General features: G+C 71.4%; 13 protein-coding genes. 9 read left to right on the top strand and 4 right to left on the bottom strand.

Features of this window, described 5'->3' with window-relative positions:
- Nucleotides 1-225: 225 nt before the first annotated feature.
- Nucleotides 226-990 carry an SDR family NAD(P)-dependent oxidoreductase gene (locus OG285_RS35080; RefSeq protein ID WP_356834514.1) on the bottom strand — a complete coding sequence of 255 codons (765 nt, stop codon included), beginning with the start codon at nucleotides 988-990 and terminating at the stop codon, nucleotides 226-228.
- A gap of 121 nt (nucleotides 991-1,111) precedes the next feature.
- Between OG285_RS35080 and OG285_RS35075 the strand changes: the two genes are divergently transcribed.
- The 5 genes from OG285_RS35075 (at nucleotide 1,112) to araB (ending at nucleotide 8,164) form a co-directional block, all read left to right on the top strand.
- Nucleotides 1,112-1,783 carry a TetR family transcriptional regulator gene (locus tag OG285_RS35075; RefSeq protein WP_371793346.1) on the top strand — a complete coding sequence of 224 codons (672 nt, stop codon included), beginning with the start codon at nucleotides 1,112-1,114 and terminating at the stop codon, nucleotides 1,781-1,783.
- 180 nt (nucleotides 1,784-1,963) lie between these two features.
- Nucleotides 1,964-4,141, top strand: coding sequence for an alpha-N-acetylglucosaminidase (locus tag OG285_RS35070; RefSeq protein WP_371793345.1), 2,178 nt, complete (start codon nucleotides 1,964-1,966; stop codon nucleotides 4,139-4,141).
- Between the two features lie 98 nt (nucleotides 4,142-4,239).
- The gene (locus tag OG285_RS35065) at nucleotides 4,240-5,751 is read left to right on the top strand and encodes a right-handed parallel beta-helix repeat-containing protein (RefSeq protein ID WP_371793344.1); all 1,512 of its coding nucleotides are present in this window, start codon (nucleotides 4,240-4,242) and stop codon (nucleotides 5,749-5,751) included.
- 43 nt (nucleotides 5,752-5,794) lie between these two features.
- Entirely contained in the window at nucleotides 5,795-6,316 is a 522-nt protein-coding gene (locus OG285_RS35060) for a hypothetical protein (RefSeq protein ID WP_371793343.1), read from the top strand.
- 114 nt (nucleotides 6,317-6,430) lie between these two features.
- The gene (gene araB / locus OG285_RS35055) at nucleotides 6,431-8,164 is read left to right on the top strand and encodes a ribulokinase (RefSeq protein WP_371793342.1); all 1,734 of its coding nucleotides are present in this window, start codon (nucleotides 6,431-6,433) and stop codon (nucleotides 8,162-8,164) included.
- A gap of 61 nt (nucleotides 8,165-8,225) precedes the next feature.
- Here the strand turns inward: araB and OG285_RS35050 are convergent, their stop codons facing one another.
- Nucleotides 8,226-8,681, bottom strand: coding sequence for a cyclic nucleotide-binding domain-containing protein (locus tag OG285_RS35050; protein WP_356834502.1), 456 nt, complete (start codon nucleotides 8,679-8,681; stop codon nucleotides 8,226-8,228).
- Nucleotides 8,682-9,404: 723 nt separating this feature from the next.
- Between OG285_RS35050 and OG285_RS35045 the strand changes: the two genes are divergently transcribed.
- From OG285_RS35045 to OG285_RS35030, 4 genes are all read left to right on the top strand, one after another.
- On the top strand, nucleotides 9,405-10,085 hold the full coding sequence (locus tag OG285_RS35045; protein ID WP_356834500.1) for a transglycosylase SLT domain-containing protein: 681 nt from the start codon (nucleotides 9,405-9,407) through the stop codon (nucleotides 10,083-10,085).
- Nucleotides 10,086-10,726: 641 nt separating this feature from the next.
- Complete coding sequence (locus OG285_RS35040; RefSeq protein WP_371793341.1) at nucleotides 10,727-12,283, top strand: alpha/beta hydrolase; 1,557 nt, start codon at nucleotides 10,727-10,729, stop codon at nucleotides 12,281-12,283.
- Between the two features lie 121 nt (nucleotides 12,284-12,404).
- Nucleotides 12,405-12,587, top strand: coding sequence for a CsbD family protein (locus OG285_RS35035; RefSeq protein ID WP_356834496.1), 183 nt, complete (start codon nucleotides 12,405-12,407; stop codon nucleotides 12,585-12,587).
- A gap of 142 nt (nucleotides 12,588-12,729) precedes the next feature.
- Nucleotides 12,730-13,350, top strand: coding sequence for a TlpA family protein disulfide reductase (locus tag OG285_RS35030; RefSeq protein ID WP_371793340.1), 621 nt, complete (start codon nucleotides 12,730-12,732; stop codon nucleotides 13,348-13,350).
- Between the two features lie 62 nt (nucleotides 13,351-13,412).
- Here OG285_RS35030 and OG285_RS35025 read toward each other — a convergent pair whose 3' ends face one another.
- Both OG285_RS35025 and OG285_RS35020 read right to left on the bottom strand, forming a co-directional pair.
- A complete protein-coding gene (locus tag OG285_RS35025) occupies nucleotides 13,413-15,053 on the bottom strand; it encodes an adenosine deaminase (RefSeq protein ID WP_371793339.1) in 1,641 nt (546 codons plus the stop codon).
- Between the two features lie 30 nt (nucleotides 15,054-15,083).
- Entirely contained in the window at nucleotides 15,084-15,341 is a 258-nt protein-coding gene (locus tag OG285_RS35020; protein WP_371793338.1) for a hypothetical protein, read from the bottom strand.
- Nucleotides 15,342-15,385: the final 44 nt, after the last annotated feature.

Raw genomic sequence — 15,385 nt, 5'->3', positions numbered from 1 at the left:
CCTCCTCGTCCGCCGGGAACCGTCCGCTTTCACCGCCCCACGCGAGCCGCGTGTCGTAACGGCGGCGCTCGAAGGGCAGGGCGCCGCGACGGCGCCTCGTCCGGTCCCTCCAGTCTGCCCACACAGAGCAGCCACCGCTCGTCGATCACCGGGCGGAGCTGCTCCGCGGGGGCGATCGGCGAGCGGTGGCTGCCCCAGTGGCGGGCAGGGGCGGGCAGGGGCGGGTCAGGCGTGCGTACCGCCGTCGATGCGGAGCTCGGTGCCCGTGACGAAGGCACCGTCGTCGGACGCGAGCATGGCGATCACGCCCGCCACCGTCTCCGGGCCGGCGAAGCCCTGGCCGATGGCCGGGGAGAGCTTGGCGAGCAGACTGAGGTCGGCATCCGCGGGCAGACCCGGGTCACTGGTCATACCCGAGGCGATCGAGCCCGGCGCGACACACACGGCGCGCAGCCCCTGCTTGGCGTACTCGATGGCGATGGCGTGCGTGAACGACTGTATGCCGCCCTTCGTGGCCGCGTAGGCCGCCATGTACGGGTGCGCGAAGGTCGCGGAGGTGGAGCTGAAGTTGACCACCACGCCCTTGCCGGTGTCCAGCAGTGCGGGCAGCGCCTCGCGTGTGACCAGGAAGGTGCCGGTGAGGTTCACCGCGAGCATCCTGTTCCAGAATTCCAGGGTCGTGTCGGCGGTGTGCGAGGACCGCAGGATGCCCGCCGCGTTGACCAGCGCGTCCAGACCGCCCAGATCGCTGATGGCGCCCCCGATGGCGGAGCGCACCGACGCCTCGTCGGAGATGTCGGCCACGACGGTCGTGAGCCGGCTCTCTGTTCCTGCCGCGCGCGCCTGCTCACGGGTGGCGTCGAGGCCCGCCTCCACGATGTCGGCGGCGACGACGGTGCCGCCCTCGGCGAGGATGCGGGCCACGGTGGCCTGGCCGATGCCCGAGCCACCACCGGTGACCAGTACGCGGCGTCCGTCAAAGCGGTTCATTGTCCTGTCTCCGTTCCGGGCTCGCCTTCGAGCCCTTCCCCTGCACGGTACGCCTTGATGGCACGATGTGCCACATAGGCAGAAAGAGCGGCCAGGGGGCATCGGGACATACCCTTTGGACATGCCAGACACGTCCCGGACAGCCCCCGCCCGGCCCTCACTCACCGAGCGCCGCAAGGCGGCGACCCAGCTGGAGATCGCCCGCACCGCCGCCGCGCTCTTCGCCGAACACGGGGCGGACAGCACCACGGCCGAGGACATCGCCCGCGCTTCCGGGATCGCGCTGCGCACCTTCTACCGGTACTTCCGCACGAAGGAGGACGCGGTCGCCCCGCTGCTGTCCAGCGGGGTGAAGCAGTGGATCGCCGATCTGCGTGACAGCCCCGGCGACCTGCCCGCGCCCCGGGCGCTCGAACGGGCCGCGCTGCGGGCGCTCACCCCCACCGACGAGGCCGAGACCCAGGCGCTGCACTGGACGCGGGGGCTGATCCGGGCGATGGACACCCACCCGGGCCTGCTCTCCGTCTGGCTGCGGGTGACACACGACGCCGAGGAGGAACTGACCCCGGTCCTGGCCGCGCTGGCGGGCCGTGAAGCGGACCCGCTGGAGATCAGGCTGGCCTCGGCCGCCGCCAACACCGCGATGCGCGTCGCCGTCGAGGTCTGGGCCACCACGGACGCGGCGGATCACGGTCCCGGTGGACCCGCCGAACTCGCGGCACGCTGTGTCCACGGGCTGACCGCGGGACTGAGGCTCTGGGACGGGGGCGACGGGGTGACGTCCGGGGACTGACCCGGGGGCGGGTCGCCGGCCCGTCCCTCGCCGGGGCCCGGCCGGTCGCCTTCTCCGGCCGCTCCGTACGGGCACACTCCCAACTCCCCGCGTACGCGCACCTTGACCGGCTGCCGGCACCTGCGCCAGGATCCCCGGCCAGTGATCCGGTCCGCCCCACCGCCGCAAGGGAGTCGCCCCATGGACATCGGCCGACGCACGGTCATCACCGCTCTCGGCGCCACCGCCGCGCTCGCCGCCGCGCACGGCACCGCGTCGGCGGCGCAGCGCCCGGCGGCCTCCCGGGCGCTGGCGCGGCTCCTCCCCCGCCACTGCGACCAGGTCACCTTCCGCACCGTCCCGGCCAGGGACGGGGCCGACGCCTTCCGGGTGTCCGGGACGACCGGCCGGATCGTGGTCGAGGGCACCACCCCGGCGGTACAGCTCACCGGGGTGCACCACTACCTGAGGTCGACGGCGCACGCCCACTTCTCGTGGAACGGTGAGCAGACCGCTCTCCCCCGGCGCCTGCCCGGCCTGCGGAAGCCGCTGGTCAAGTCCGCGAACGTCGCTCACCGCTTCGTCTTCAACGACACCAACGACGGCTACACGGGCCCGTACAGCGGCTGGGACTACTGGGAGCACGAACTCGACGTGCTGGCCCTGCACGGCTTCAACGAGGTCCTGGTCTACGGCGGCGCGGACACCGTCTACCACCGCACCTTCCAGGAGTTCGGCTACGGCGACGCCGAACTGCGGGCCTGGATACCGGGGCCGGCCCATCAGCCGTGGTGGCTCCTGCAGAACATGTCGGGCTTCGGCGGACCGGTGTCCCGGCAGCTGCTGGACCGGCGGGTACGCCTCGCCCAGCGGATCGTGGAGCGGGTGCGCGAACTGGGCATGACCCCGGTGCTCCCCGGCTACTTCGGTACGGTCCCGCCCGGCTTCGCCGACCGCAACCCGGGCGCCCGTGTCGTACCGCAGGGCGACTGGTCCGGCTTCGGCCGCCCGGACTGGCTTGACCCGCGCACCGAGGTCTTCGGGCGGGTCGCCGAGACCTTCTACCGGATCCAGAGCGGACTCCTCGGCGACTCGGACATGTACAAGGCCGACCTTCTGCACGAGGGCGGGAACCCGGGGGACGTACCCGTGGGCGAGGCCGCGAAGGCCGTCGAGAAGGCCCTGCGCACCGCACATCCCGGGGCCGTCTGGAACGTACTGGGCTGGCAGACCAATCCCCGCAGCGAGATCATCGACGCCGTCGACAGGTCGAAGATGTTCATCGTGGACGGTCTCTCGGACCGCTTCCCGACCGTCACCGACCGCGAGAAGGACTGGGGCGGAACACCGTACGCCTTCGGATCCATCTGGAACTTCGGCGGACACACCACCATGGGGGCCAACACCCCCGACTGGACGGCCCTGTACGAGCAGTGGCGCACCAAGCAGAACAGCGCCCTCAGCGGTATCGCGCTGATGCCCGAAGGCTCGGACAACAACCCCGCCGCCTTCGCGCTCTTCAGCGATCTGCCCTGGAGCACGGGACCCGTCTCCCTCACCGCCTGGTTCGACCAGTGGTCGGCCGAACGGTACGGGGCGCCCGACCGGCACGCGGCCGCGGCCTGGGACATCCTGCGCCGCACCGCGTACGGAACCACCCGGCAGGACAGCTGGAGCGAGGCACCGGACGGCCTCTTCGGCGCCCGCCCCTCGCTGACGGCGAAGAGCGGCGCGGCCTGGTCGCCGGACGGACTGCGCTACGACACCGTCGAGTTCGCCCGGGCCCTGCCCGAACTCCTCGCGGTACCGGCCGCGTTGCGGCGCAGCAGCGCCTACCGGTACGACCTGCTCGACGTCACCCGTCAGACCCTCTCCCACCACAGCCGCACGCTGCTCCCCCGGATCAGGGCCGCGTACGACGGGGGCGACCGGGCAGCGTTCGGGCGGCTCACCGCGGAGTGGTTCGCGTGGATGGGGCTGCTGGAGGAGACCGTCGCCACCGACCGCCGCTTCCTGCTGGGCCGCTGGGTGTCCGACGCCCGGTCCTGGGGCGCGGACAGCTCCGAGAAGGACCGGCTCGCCCACGACGCGGTGTCACTCCTCACCGTCTGGGGCGACCGCGGGGCGGCGGACGACGGCGGGCTGCGCGACTACGCGAACCGCGAGTGGGCCGGGCTGGTCGGCGGTCTCTACACGCTGCGCTGGAAGACCTACTTCCGGGAGCTGGACACGGCACTCGCCGAGAACCGCGCACCCCGGGACATCGACTGGTACGCCATCGAGGACGGCTGGATCCGCGACCACCCCCCGTACCGCACGGAGCCGGCCGGCGACATCGTGCGCATCGCCCGCCGGGTCGCCGCCGCCGGCGGGCACTGACGCTCCCCTGCGGCGGCCCCCAGCGCGCACACGGAGGTCCAAGTGCCCTGCACGTATGTCCATGGCCGGGGCAGCAGGGCGCTGGCTACCGTCCGGCCATGCTCAGAGAACTGCTGCGAACGAAGGCCGTACTGACCGCGCTGGCGGCCGCCGTCGCCGGACTGGCGCCCACCGCTGCCGCCGCCCAGCACCACACGGGCACCACCTACTACGTGGACTGCCGCGACGGCAGCGACAGTTCCCCGGGCACCAGCGAGGCCGGCGCCTGGCGCAGCCTCGCCAAGGCCTCGCGGGCCTACGCCCCCGGCGACCGGCTGCTGCTGCGGCGCGGGAGCAGCTGCACGGGAACGCTCGCCCCCACCGGCTCCGGAACCGCCGCCGAGCCCATCCGGCTCGGGGCCTACGGCAGCGGGGCCAAACCGCACATCGAGGGCGCCGGCGCCCGCGCCGCCGTCCTGCTGCGCGACTCCGAGGGCTGGGAGGTGCGCGACCTGGACCTCTCCGACACGGGCCCGGCCACGACAACGGACCGCCGGGCCGGACTGCTCGTCCTGCTGCGGGACTTCGGCGTCGGCCACCACTACGTCGTCGACGGCGTGGACGTCCATGACGTCAACGGCTCGGACAGCAAGGATCCCGACCCCAGCGGTGGCATCCTCTTCGTGGTGCAGGGCTCCGGCGTGCCGACCCGCTTCGACGGCGTACGGATCACGGACTCGACCGTCCGGCACACGGACCGCACCGGCATCGGGACCGCCTCGACGTGGAGCCACCGGACCGAGAACCCCGACGGGACCGGCAGCAGCTGGCAGGCCATCACCGGACTGGTCATCGACCGCAACACGGTCTCCGACGCGGGCGGCGACGGGATCGTCGTGCAGAACGCGCGCGGCGCGCTGGTCGAGCACAACCGCGTCGACGGCTTCAACATGCGCTCCGCCGCCTACAACGCCGGTGTGTGGGCCTGGAACTCGGATGACGTGCTCTACCAGTACAACGAAGTGAGCGGGGGTCACGGGACCCGGGACTCCATGGCGTACGACATCGACGGTGCCAACACCCGCAACGTCTACCGCTACAACTACAGCCATGACAACGAGGGCGGCTTCCTGCTGGTCTGCAACGGCGCGACCACGACCACGGACGGCAACCGCGTGCACGACAACGTCAGCATCAACGACCGCAACACCTCGGCTCCCTACGGGGTGATCTCGGTGGTCTGCGGCAGCACCACGGACACCCGTGTCTACCGCAACACCGTCGTCACCGACCACCCGGACACCGCGATGGTCTCCGACAACGGCCAGAGCGGGGTGACGTTCTCGGACAACGTCTTCGTCGGCGCCGCGGGCGGTTCGCCGGTCACGGACACCCTCAGCACGTACTCCGGCAACCTGTACTGGAACACCGGTCAGCCCCATGATGCGGGCGCCGTCGACGCGGACCCGCTGCTGCGCTCCGCGCACCCCACGGCGCCGGACGGTGTCAGGCTGCGCCCCGGATCCCCCGCACTCGGCGCGGGCACCGCGGTGGACGACGGTACGGTCCTCGACTACTTCGGACACCGGATCCCGGCCCGGCCCAATCTGGGCGCGGACCAGGGGCGGTGAAAATTCCGGGGCGGTGCCGCCCGCGACCTGGCACGGTGCCCGTATGAACGACGTACGCACCCCCGCACCCGTGGAGGTCCGGCTCACGGCGGCCGGCTCCGACGACAAGCCCGTCCTGGCCAATCTGCTCCAGCTGTATCTGCACGACTTCTCCGAGTTCCAGCCGCTGGAGCTGTCCGCGCACGGCACCTTCGACTACCGCTGGCTCGACAGCTACTTCATCGGCTCGGACGACCGGGAGGCGTATCTGATCACCGCGGCGGGCCGCACGGCGGACTTCGCCCTGGCCCGCTGCGATGTCGAGGGGGACGAAGGGGCCTGGAACATCAGCGAGTTCTTCGTCGCGCGCCGCTACCGCCGCCGGGGCGTCGGACGCGAGGCCGCACGACTGCTGTTCCAGTGCCATCCGGGCACCTGGACCCTCTCCTACTTCCATGACAACGCCCCCGCGGCGAGGCTGTGGCCCGGCGTCGCAGACGCGGAGTCCGACGGTCCGGTGGGCCGTGGCGAGGGGCAGCCGCCCGCCGACAGCACCGGGCTGCGCTTCCACGTCCCGGCACGGTAGCCGGTCCGGACCCCGCGCGTACGATGACCTGCGGCGACCGGCGCTCCGCGCGTCTGCCGCCGACCGGAACCGGCAGCGCGGGCCGGCCCTCCTTACGGACAGGAGAAGTGAGTCGTGAGCGCAGCGCCGGGGAGCGGCCGGGAACAGGATGCGTACGTCGTCGGTGTGGACTTCGGCACCCTGTCCGGGCGTGCGGTGGTGGTCCGCGTACGGGACGGGGCCGAGCTGGGCGCGGCCGAACACCTCTACCCGCACGGTGTGCTCGACGAGGCACTCCCCCACGGCGGCCCGCGGCTGCCGCCCGAGTGGGCGCTCCAGGTTCCCTCCGACTATCTCGGGGTGCTGCGCCAAGCGGTGCCACGGGCGCTGGAGGCGAGCGGGGTTCCGGTAGACCGGGTGATCGGGGTGGGGACCGACTTCACGTCGTGCACCATGATCCCGGTGACGGCCGACGGCACCCCGCTCTGCGAGCTGCCGCAGTACACGGAGCGGCCGCACGCGTACGTGAAGCTCTGGAAGCACCACTCGGCGCAGCCGCAGGCCGACCGGATCAACGCCCTGGCGGCCGAGCGGGCCGAGCCGTGGCTGGACCGCTACGGGGGCCGGGTCTCGTCGGAGGGCCAGTTCGCCAAGGGGCTCCAGCTGCTGGAGGAGGACCCGGAGCTGTACGCCCTGACCGACCACTGGGTCGAGGCGACGGACTGGATCGTCTGGCAGCTGTGCGGCCGCTATGTCCGCAGCGCCTGCGCCGCCGGTTACAAGGGCCTGCTGCAGGACGGCGTCCACCCGTCCGACGGGTTCCTCGCCGCGCTCAACCCCGGATTCCGGGACTTCGTGCGCGACAAGGTCGAGCACCCGACCGGCGCGCTCGGGACCCGGGCGGGCGGTCTGACCGCACGGGCGGCGGCCTGGACCGGGCTGCCCGAGGGGATCGCGGTGTGTGTCGGGAACATCGACGCGCATGTGACCGTGCCCGCGACGGGCGCGGCCGGGTCCGGCCGGATGGTTCTGATCATGGGGACATCCGCCTGCCACATGGTGAGCTCTCCGGACCCGAGCCCGGTTCCGGGCGTGTCCGGAGTGGTCGACGGCGGCATCGTCCCCGGTCTGTGGGGTTACGAGGCCGGGCAGAGCGGCGTCGGCGACATCTTCGGCTGGTTCGTACGGACCGCGGTCCCGGAGGCCTGCGCCCAGGAGGCACGGCGGCTGGGCCGCACCCTCCACGACCATCTGACCCGGCTCGGCGCCGCGCAGGCCGTCGGGGAGCACGGTCTGGTGGCCCTGGACTGGCACAGCGGCAACCGGTCGGTGCTCGTCGATCATGAACTCAGCGGCACCGTCGTGGGGCTGACACTGGCCACCAGACCCGAGGACGTCTACCGCGCCCTGCTGGAGGCGACGGCCTTCGGTACCCGCCGGATCATCGAGGCCTTCGAGGAGGCCGGGGTGCCGGTCACCGGCATCACCCTCGCCGGCGGTCTGCTGGAGAACACCTTCCTGACCCAGCTGTACGCCGACGTCACCCGGCGGCCGCTGAGTCTGATCCATTCGTCCCGGGGTCCGGCGCTCGGCTCGGCGATGCACGCCGCGGTCGCCGCGGGCGCGTATCCGGACATCCACGCAGCGGCATCGGCGATGGGCGGGACCCGCCCGGCCGTGCACAAGCCGGATCCGGACAGGTCGGCGGCGTACGACCGGCTGTACGCCGAGTACTGCCTGCTGCACGACTATTTCGGCCGGGGCGCCAACGACGTGATGCACCGGCTGAGGCAGCTCCGCCGGGCGGCGGTGACGGCCTCGGCACAGTCCGTGGCCGACCGTGCGGCACCCGTGTCTCCGCAGGCCTGATCAGCCTCTGGCGCTCCCCGTACTGCTCACTCGTACTGCCCCCACCGAGCCCCGGCGGTCCCTACATGCCGGTGGCGCCGTGGAGCATGTACTGATCGAGCAGTTTCGTACGGGCGACCTCAAGGCGGGTGGCGAGGACCTCGGCGACGGAGCGGGCCAGGGCCAGGCCCAGCTCGTGGTCGCTCTCGCACACTTCCCGGGCGGCGACCGCGTCGAACTCGTGCGCCCGGACCGGACTGAACGCCTCGGCGCCGAAATGCCACCGGTGCGGCGGGAAGAGCCAGGACCAGCCGAGCAGGTCCCCGACCTCCAGGGTGTCGACCATCACCCTGCCCCTCTGCGGTACGTGCAGGTCGAGTGCCACGGTCCCGGTATGGATGATCCAGAACTTGTCCGCGGGCGACTCCTCCTCGAAGATCCTCGCGTCCTGGGGGAAGAAGACATCGCGGGCCAGGTCCATCAGGCGTTCGCGGTGGAATGCGGGAAGTACGGTCATCAGCCGTGCGGTGGAAGTCATCGTGGGGAACCTCCTCGCTGAATGTCCCGCGCGCCACGGCCGTCATATCGCCGGATGACGGGCGGGGATTCCCTTGATTCGAGGGTAGCTCCGGTACCGCCATCCGTTCCGGCTCGCGCCCCGCCGGCTCGGCCCCTCCCCCCTCTGGCACCCCCTTCCGGCTCGGCTCCCCTCTCCCTCTCCCTCTTCCTCCGGCTCCGGCTCCGGCACCGGCACCGGCACCGGCACCGGCACCGGCTGAGCGTCGTCCTTCCGGTCGGCGGGCGCCGCCGGTGGACAGGTCCCCGTGCCCGCACGGCCGAAAGCCCGGACATCCCGCCCGACGGCGGTGGCGCCGCCGTGTACCCGCCCAAGCGGCACTGAATCACCGGAAATCGCCCCAACCCTGTGACCCACACAACTTTTTGGGCATTTTCGGGCGCTTCGCGAGGTGACACCAGCCACAGGACCTAGGTCACCTACGACCGGTGATAGTCGGCCCCCACCCCTGCCTTGCCCGGCAGAACAGCCATGATTTCGGGCATTTCATCTCATCTCACGATGAGGAGTAGTACAGGGGGTCATTGCCACCACCGAAGACGGGCGCTAACCATGGTTCCCGGCAAGCACCGAGAACGAGCCAGCGACCCACGCCAGTCGGCGAACGCGGCCAAAGACCCTCGGTTCACATCCACTGCGCCGCCGAAGGCCGCACGTCACGTCCCCCATCTGGAAGAGGCCAGCATGCCCCGCATCTCCCTGCCCCGCACCACCCGTACGCACAAGATCGCCGCCGCTGTCCTCGTGACCGTGGGAGCCAGCACCGCCCTGGCCGCCACCACCGAGACGAGCAGCGCCCAGATACCCGCGGCGCACACGGCCGCCTCGGTCAAGCCCGTCTCCCTCAACGGCCTTCCCGCGAAGGACGCGCCGAAGAAGGACTCGGCGAAGAAGGCCGCGGCCAAGCCCGCCAAGAAGAGCGAGAAGGACGAGAAGGCAGCGAAGGCCGCCAAGGCGAAGGCTGCGAAGGCGAAGGCGGCAAAGGCCAAGGCCGCCGTGAAGAAGAGCGCTGCGAAGCACAAGGCAGCCGCGCCCAAGATCTACAAGAACAACCTCGACGGCTGGATCAAGGAGTCGCTGGCCATCATGAAGGCCAAGCACATCCCCGGCACCTACGAGGGCCTGCACCGCAACATCATGCGCGAGTCCAGCGGAAACCCGAACGCCGTCAACAACTGGGACATCAACGCCCGGAACGGCGTCCCCTCCAAGGGCCTGCTCCAGGTGATCCAGCCCACCTTCGACATCTACCACGTCTCCGGAACCGCGGACAAGCTGACCGACCCGGTCGCGAACCTGACGGCCGCCGCCAACTACGCGGCTCACCGCTACGGCTCCATCGACAACGTCAACTCGGCGTACTGAGCCGGAGATCCACGACGTGGACCGGCCTGACGCGGGTGAGCGAACACCCCGGAGGGACGGCGGACACGAGCCCCGGTGACAGCGGATCCCCAGCGGACCGCGATCACCGGCGGGCTCGTGCCGTCCCGCCCCTGCGCTGTTCGTCGGCAGTCGGCAGTCGGCAGCAGCGAAGTCGGCCGGAACACCCGGCCGGTGAGCCCGACCGGCCCCGAACCAACGTGACCCGCACGCCCGTTGGGCTGTGACAACCACCCGGAACCGGCCCTGCCGTTCCGCCCGGCTCGCAGCCCGCACGGTCGCCACCGCGCACGGTTTCCCCAGACCCACGGTGGCGGCGGACCTGTCGTCCACGCGCATGTGGTCAGCACCAGCACTGCCCCGCACGGCTCATGGCGGGCGGCCTTCACGGCCGCCCGCCATGAGCCGTCTGTGGCCGTCTTCAGCGGCTGCCGGAAAGCGACGCCCGTCCAACACTCCATCAGGGTTGAGCGGTCTCAGGGGCCTCAGGCGACAGACTCAGGGAGGTAACACCCCATCCGTCGTGCTGAAAGGTGCATCTCCGTGGATAGCTCCGGTGTCGACAACGCCGCTGTCGCAGGCGTCGTACGGGTTTCGCCGCTCACCCGCCCGCTCACCGCCGTATGAGAGCCCTGCCCGAAGGCCGGCGCCGCCACCCGTCGCGCCGTGCGCCGGTCGCACTGGCCGTAGTCGCCTCCCTCCTGGCCGGGGCGGTGGCGTGCAGCGCCGGGACCGAGCGCCGTACAGCGGGTTCGCCGACCGCCGCGATGTCCGGTGGATCCGCTCTGAGGTGGGGCCCCTGCCCGGCGGCGGACGCCGGTACGGGCGGCGCCGCCCCCGTCAGGCGTGATCCGCGCCAGCGGTGCACGGCCGTCCACGTACCCCTCGACTACCGCGCCCCGAGTGGCCGCCGGCTGACCATCGAGGTGTCCCGGATCCGCTCCGGAGCGCCCCGTCCGCAGTCCCTCATGACAGGCCAGGGCGGCCCCGGCGGCAGCGGGCTCGATCTGCCGTCGCAGGCCGTGTCGGCGCTGCCGGTCCGCGTCACCCGGACCACCGACCTGTACGGACTCGACTACCGGGGCATCGGCCACAGCGACCCGCTGCACTGCGGTATCGCACACGCCGACCGCACCGCGGCCACCGGTTTCTCCTATCCGGCGGCCGACGGCAGCATCGATGCCAATGTCGCGTGGGCCCGGCGCACCGCGGGCGCCTGCACTCAGCACGCCGGCTCCACGCTGCCCTTCTTCAACACGGTGAACATCGCCCGCGACATCAACCGGATCCGGATCGCCCTGGGGCTGCCGACGCTGTCCTACACGGGCACCTCGTACGGGACGTTCGTCGGACAGGTCTACGCCTCCCTGTACCCCGCGACCTCGGGGCGGGTACTCCTGGACAGCACCGTCCCGCCGGGCGGTGTGCGGGCGGCCATCCAGAACAAGGGTCGCGGGGTCGAGGACGCCTTCGGCGGCTTCGCACGGTGGGCCGCGGACCGGGACAGCACCTATCACCTGGGCGGTTCGGCCCCGGACGTGCGGCGGACGGTCCTGTCCACCGTGCGGGAACTCAACAGGACCCCGCTGCCACTGATGACCGGCAAGGGCCTCACCGGGAACCTGCTGCTGGAAGCGGAGGAGGCGCTGCTCGAACAGCAGGGCTACTTCCCGGGACTCGCGGAGTTGCTCGGAGCGGCACACGCGGGCTCGATCCCGGCCGATGTCACGTCGAAGCTCCAGTTCGGCAGCGTTTTCCCGGACAACTTCTTCAGCGCGCAGGACGCCATCGTCTGCAACGACAGCGTCTGGCCGAAGGATGTCGCGGAATACCGGCGGAGGGTCACCCGCAGCGCCGCGCAGTACCCGCTGACAGCAGGATCGCCGGCGAACATCTGGCCCTGTGCCTTCTGGCCCGTGGCCGGTTCCGACCAACCGCCGAAGCCGGTCCCGCACGGTCCGCACAACATCCTCATGGCTCAGAACACCGAGGACCCCTCGACTCCGCTGAGTGAGGCCCGCCGGACGCTGCGCGCCTTCGGCGGGCGGGCCGCCATGGTCACCGTCGAGGCGACCGGCCACGGTGTGGCCATGGCGAAGGGGTGCGCCGCCGATGCGGTGGCGGACTTCCTGCTGAGCGAGTCGCCCGCGCGGTCGCGCCGCTGCCCGGCGGCACAGTGAGAAGCGGGACGGCGGCCGCCGGTCGTCCAGGTGCGCGATCGGATGCGATATCAGGCGATTCGCACGGAACAGTTCTACCGTGGGCTGGTCAGCGATCCGCACCACCGCACGAGGAGCAGCAATGGGTGACGACAGCGCCATGGACAAGATCAAGGGCAAGGCCAAGGAGGCGGCCGGCAAGGCCACCGGGGACAAGCGCCAGGAGGCCGAGGGCAAGACCGACCAGGCCAAGGGCAAGAGCAAGGGCGCTCTCGGTGACGCGAAGGACCGCGCCCAGGGCATGAAGGACTCGCTCGGGGACTGACCCCCCGCGCGTTCGGCGGGCCCCGGCCGGAAGGCAGGGGCCCGCCGCATGTACACAACCCGGCCGAAGCCGTCAGGAACCGGATACGGGCCGCCAGGCACAGGACGTCAGATCCCGGCCACGGTCATGCGAAAGTTTTCACATGACCCCTGCGCGCCTCATCCACTTCACCTCCGCCCTCCGCCGCACCACCCGGTTCGGCGCGGCAGCGGCCTTCTGCGCGCTCACCTTGGCGGCCTGCGATTCCGGTTCGGGCGGGGGCAGTTCGGACGGGGGCGGCCGGGCGGCGGGCAGCGACGGAATCACCGCGGTGGCGAAGGCAGACCGCGCCGCGGCTCCCCGGCTGTCGGGAAAGACCCTGCGGGGCAGCGCGCTCGATGTGCGCTCCGCGTACCGGGGAAAGGTCGTCGTACTGAACGTATGGAGTTCCTGGTGCGGTCCCTGCCGCGGCGAGGCCGGGAACCTGGCGAAGGTCTCCCGCCAACTCCGCTCCCGGGGCGTCCAGTTCGTCGGGATCAATACCGGCGACCCCTCCACCGGCCCGGCCCGGGCGTTCGAGAGGGACCGGGGCGTGCCGTATCCGAGCCTGTACGACCCGGCGGGCAAGCTTCTTCTGCGCTTCCCCCGGGGCAGCGTCAACCCTCAGGCCATCCCCTCCACGGTGGTGGTCGACCGCGCCGGGAGGATCGCCGCCAGGAGTTCCGGCGGCGTCAGCGTGGAGCAACTGCACGCGATGATCGACCCGTTGACCGCGGAGAAGTAGCCGGGCCGGGCCGCGAGGAGCACGGCCCGGCCTGAACGGGACGAGAGGCGATCCGGGAGACGCTATGCCCGGTGACGGGCCTCGAAGGCGGCGCGCTCGGTCTCGTAGCGCCACTGGAGCGTCGCCTTGGGACTGGCGTTCAGCAGCGCGCGGCAGCTCTCGGTGGTCCTGCCGGTACGGGGGTCGCTGGTGGCGCAGGCGGCGGTGGGCCGGTGATCGCCCACGGCGCGCCAGAGGCTGCGGCCCTGGATGAAGGCGTGCTCCAGTGACGTACGGGCGCTCTCACGCAGCTGACGGTACGACAGGTGGTGCTCGATGACGGCACGGGCGTACTCGACGGTGATGTCGATCCCCGATACGCCCTGATCGTCGGTGGACAGCGCCACCGGCACACCGGCGGCCAGATAGCGGTCGATCGGGTGGCCGGCGCCGCAGACTTCGAGGATCTGGCAGTTGCTGGTCAGCGGCACCTCCACCGCGATGTGCCGGCGCGCCATGGTCCGCAGGAGCTCTTGCGGCCGGTCCTCGCCCATGATGTCCACACCGTGGCCGATACGCTCGGCGCCCGCGGTCTCGACCGCGTCGCGGACGTGGAACCTGAGGTCGTCGCGCGGGGCGACCTTGCTGGTCAGCTCACCGGCATGCAGCGTGACGCGCGCCGTGTGGTAGATGGACCGCAGGTACTTGATCATGCGCATCTGCAGGTGGTAGTCGCGCAGGGCGATGGGGGCGTCCTCCGCCTGCACCAGGTTGACCCCCACGTAGCGGGGGTCCTTGTCGGCCATCTCGAATCCGGCGAGAAGCTGGGTGAAGACGTACTGCGGCTCGGACGCGCGGCCGACCTGGAAGTCGAAACGCACCTGCACCTTGCACGCGGGCTGCGGGTCGGAGCCGTCGCAGCCGAGAGTGGCACGCTGCTCCGCCATCTCCCGGGCGGTCTCCGCCTTCGCGTCGTCCAGGACTCGGTTCAGCTTGCCGTCGGCGCGCAGCGAGTCCCGCATCCGGTCGAAGTCACCGGTCCAGCGGAGGCCCCCTCCCAGATTCCACAGGGCGTCGCCCTGCGGGGTGAAGAGCGGTTCCACGTAGTCCTGGTGGTTGGCGGCGGCCACCTTCGTGACCTCGGCGACGAGCCTGCCGCGGTGCTTTCCGGTGACGGCCCTGAACTTTCCGAAGGTGGCGAAGAAGTGGTCGTGTCCGCTCTCGGCGGGCGTCTCCTTGAAGTCCTCCATGGACCAGGCGTGGATGACGTCCTGCCTGAAGTCGTGGTCGGTCACGGCGTCCTGGGCGGGCCGTTTACCGGGCCCGCACGGCGGCGCGGACGCCGTCAGCGTGGTCTCGTCGATGCACAGCCCGTCGTCGGCAGCGAAGCCGATCAGCGCTTCGACCGGCACCGCGCCCGCCAGGTGGGTGTGCAGGTCCCCGCCCTTCGGCATCGGGCGCAGAAAGGCCCTGAGCCGGTCCGGGTTGTCCTTCACCGTGTCGAGGTACCGCTGGGTCCCGGCCGAGCTGTCCTGCCAAGGGCGTTCCGCGGCGGGCCTGTTCGCGGGCGCGGCCGCCGATGCGCCGGGCACGGTAGCGGCCAGTACGGCCGTGGCGGCGGCGAGCAGTGCGGCGCCCGCGCGCAGGCCGGAGCGGGAACGGGTCCGGCCTGCACGGCCGGGAATGCGGGAGTGATCGGATCGGGCGGTTCGGTCTCTGTCCATGCGCACAGGAATACCGGATCTTGATCCACTTTACGGTGAGATCTGCCTGATCATACCGGTAAGAGTGTTGTACAGCCCGTCCCAACCCCCGGCCGGGAGGCGGGTGTCCGGCCGCGTGCGGTGCTCCGGACCGTCAGCGATGATCGTGTCGGTGCCCTTCACCATGCCTGTCAGCGGCCAGTCGGCCGAGATCTCACCGCGCCTGATGGCGTTCCAGCCGTGCCGGTCCTTGCTGAAGCGCGGATCGGCCAGCCTGTCGTTCAGCAGGGGTGGTCGGTCACCGACCACGCCAGGACGTCTCCGGGGAGCCGCACCCTGACCACGGGCCCGAG

This window comes from Streptomyces sp. NBC_01471 (assembly GCF_041438865.1).
Taxonomy (GTDB): Bacteria; Actinomycetota; Actinomycetes; order Streptomycetales; family Streptomycetaceae; genus Streptomyces.
This window is presented reverse-complemented; position numbering and strand designations above follow the sequence as displayed.

Excerpts from the sequence above, each read along its gene's own strand:
- OG285_RS35080 (WP_356834514.1), bottom strand. The coding sequence starts at position 990 with ATGAACCGCTTTGACGGACGCCGCGTACTGGTCACCGGTGGTGGCTCG.
- OG285_RS35075 (WP_371793346.1), top strand. The coding sequence starts at position 1,112 with ATGCCAGACACGTCCCGGACAGCCCCCGCCCGGCCCTCACTCACCGAG.
- OG285_RS35070 (WP_371793345.1), top strand. The coding sequence starts at position 1,964 with ATGGACATCGGCCGACGCACGGTCATCACCGCTCTCGGCGCCACCGCC.
- OG285_RS35065 (WP_371793344.1), top strand. The coding sequence starts at position 4,240 with ATGCTCAGAGAACTGCTGCGAACGAAGGCCGTACTGACCGCGCTGGCG.
- OG285_RS35060 (WP_371793343.1), top strand. The coding sequence starts at position 5,795 with ATGAACGACGTACGCACCCCCGCACCCGTGGAGGTCCGGCTCACGGCG.
- OG285_RS35050 (WP_356834502.1), bottom strand. The coding sequence starts at position 8,681 with ATGACTTCCACCGCACGGCTGATGACCGTACTTCCCGCATTCCACCGC.
- OG285_RS35045 (WP_356834500.1), top strand. The coding sequence starts at position 9,405 with ATGCCCCGCATCTCCCTGCCCCGCACCACCCGTACGCACAAGATCGCC.
- OG285_RS35040 (WP_371793341.1), top strand. The coding sequence starts at position 10,727 with ATGAGAGCCCTGCCCGAAGGCCGGCGCCGCCACCCGTCGCGCCGTGCG.
- OG285_RS35035 (WP_356834496.1), top strand. The coding sequence starts at position 12,405 with ATGGGTGACGACAGCGCCATGGACAAGATCAAGGGCAAGGCCAAGGAG.
- OG285_RS35030 (WP_371793340.1), top strand. The coding sequence starts at position 12,730 with ATGACCCCTGCGCGCCTCATCCACTTCACCTCCGCCCTCCGCCGCACC.
- OG285_RS35025 (WP_371793339.1), bottom strand. The coding sequence starts at position 15,053 with ATGGACAGAGACCGAACCGCCCGATCCGATCACTCCCGCATTCCCGGC.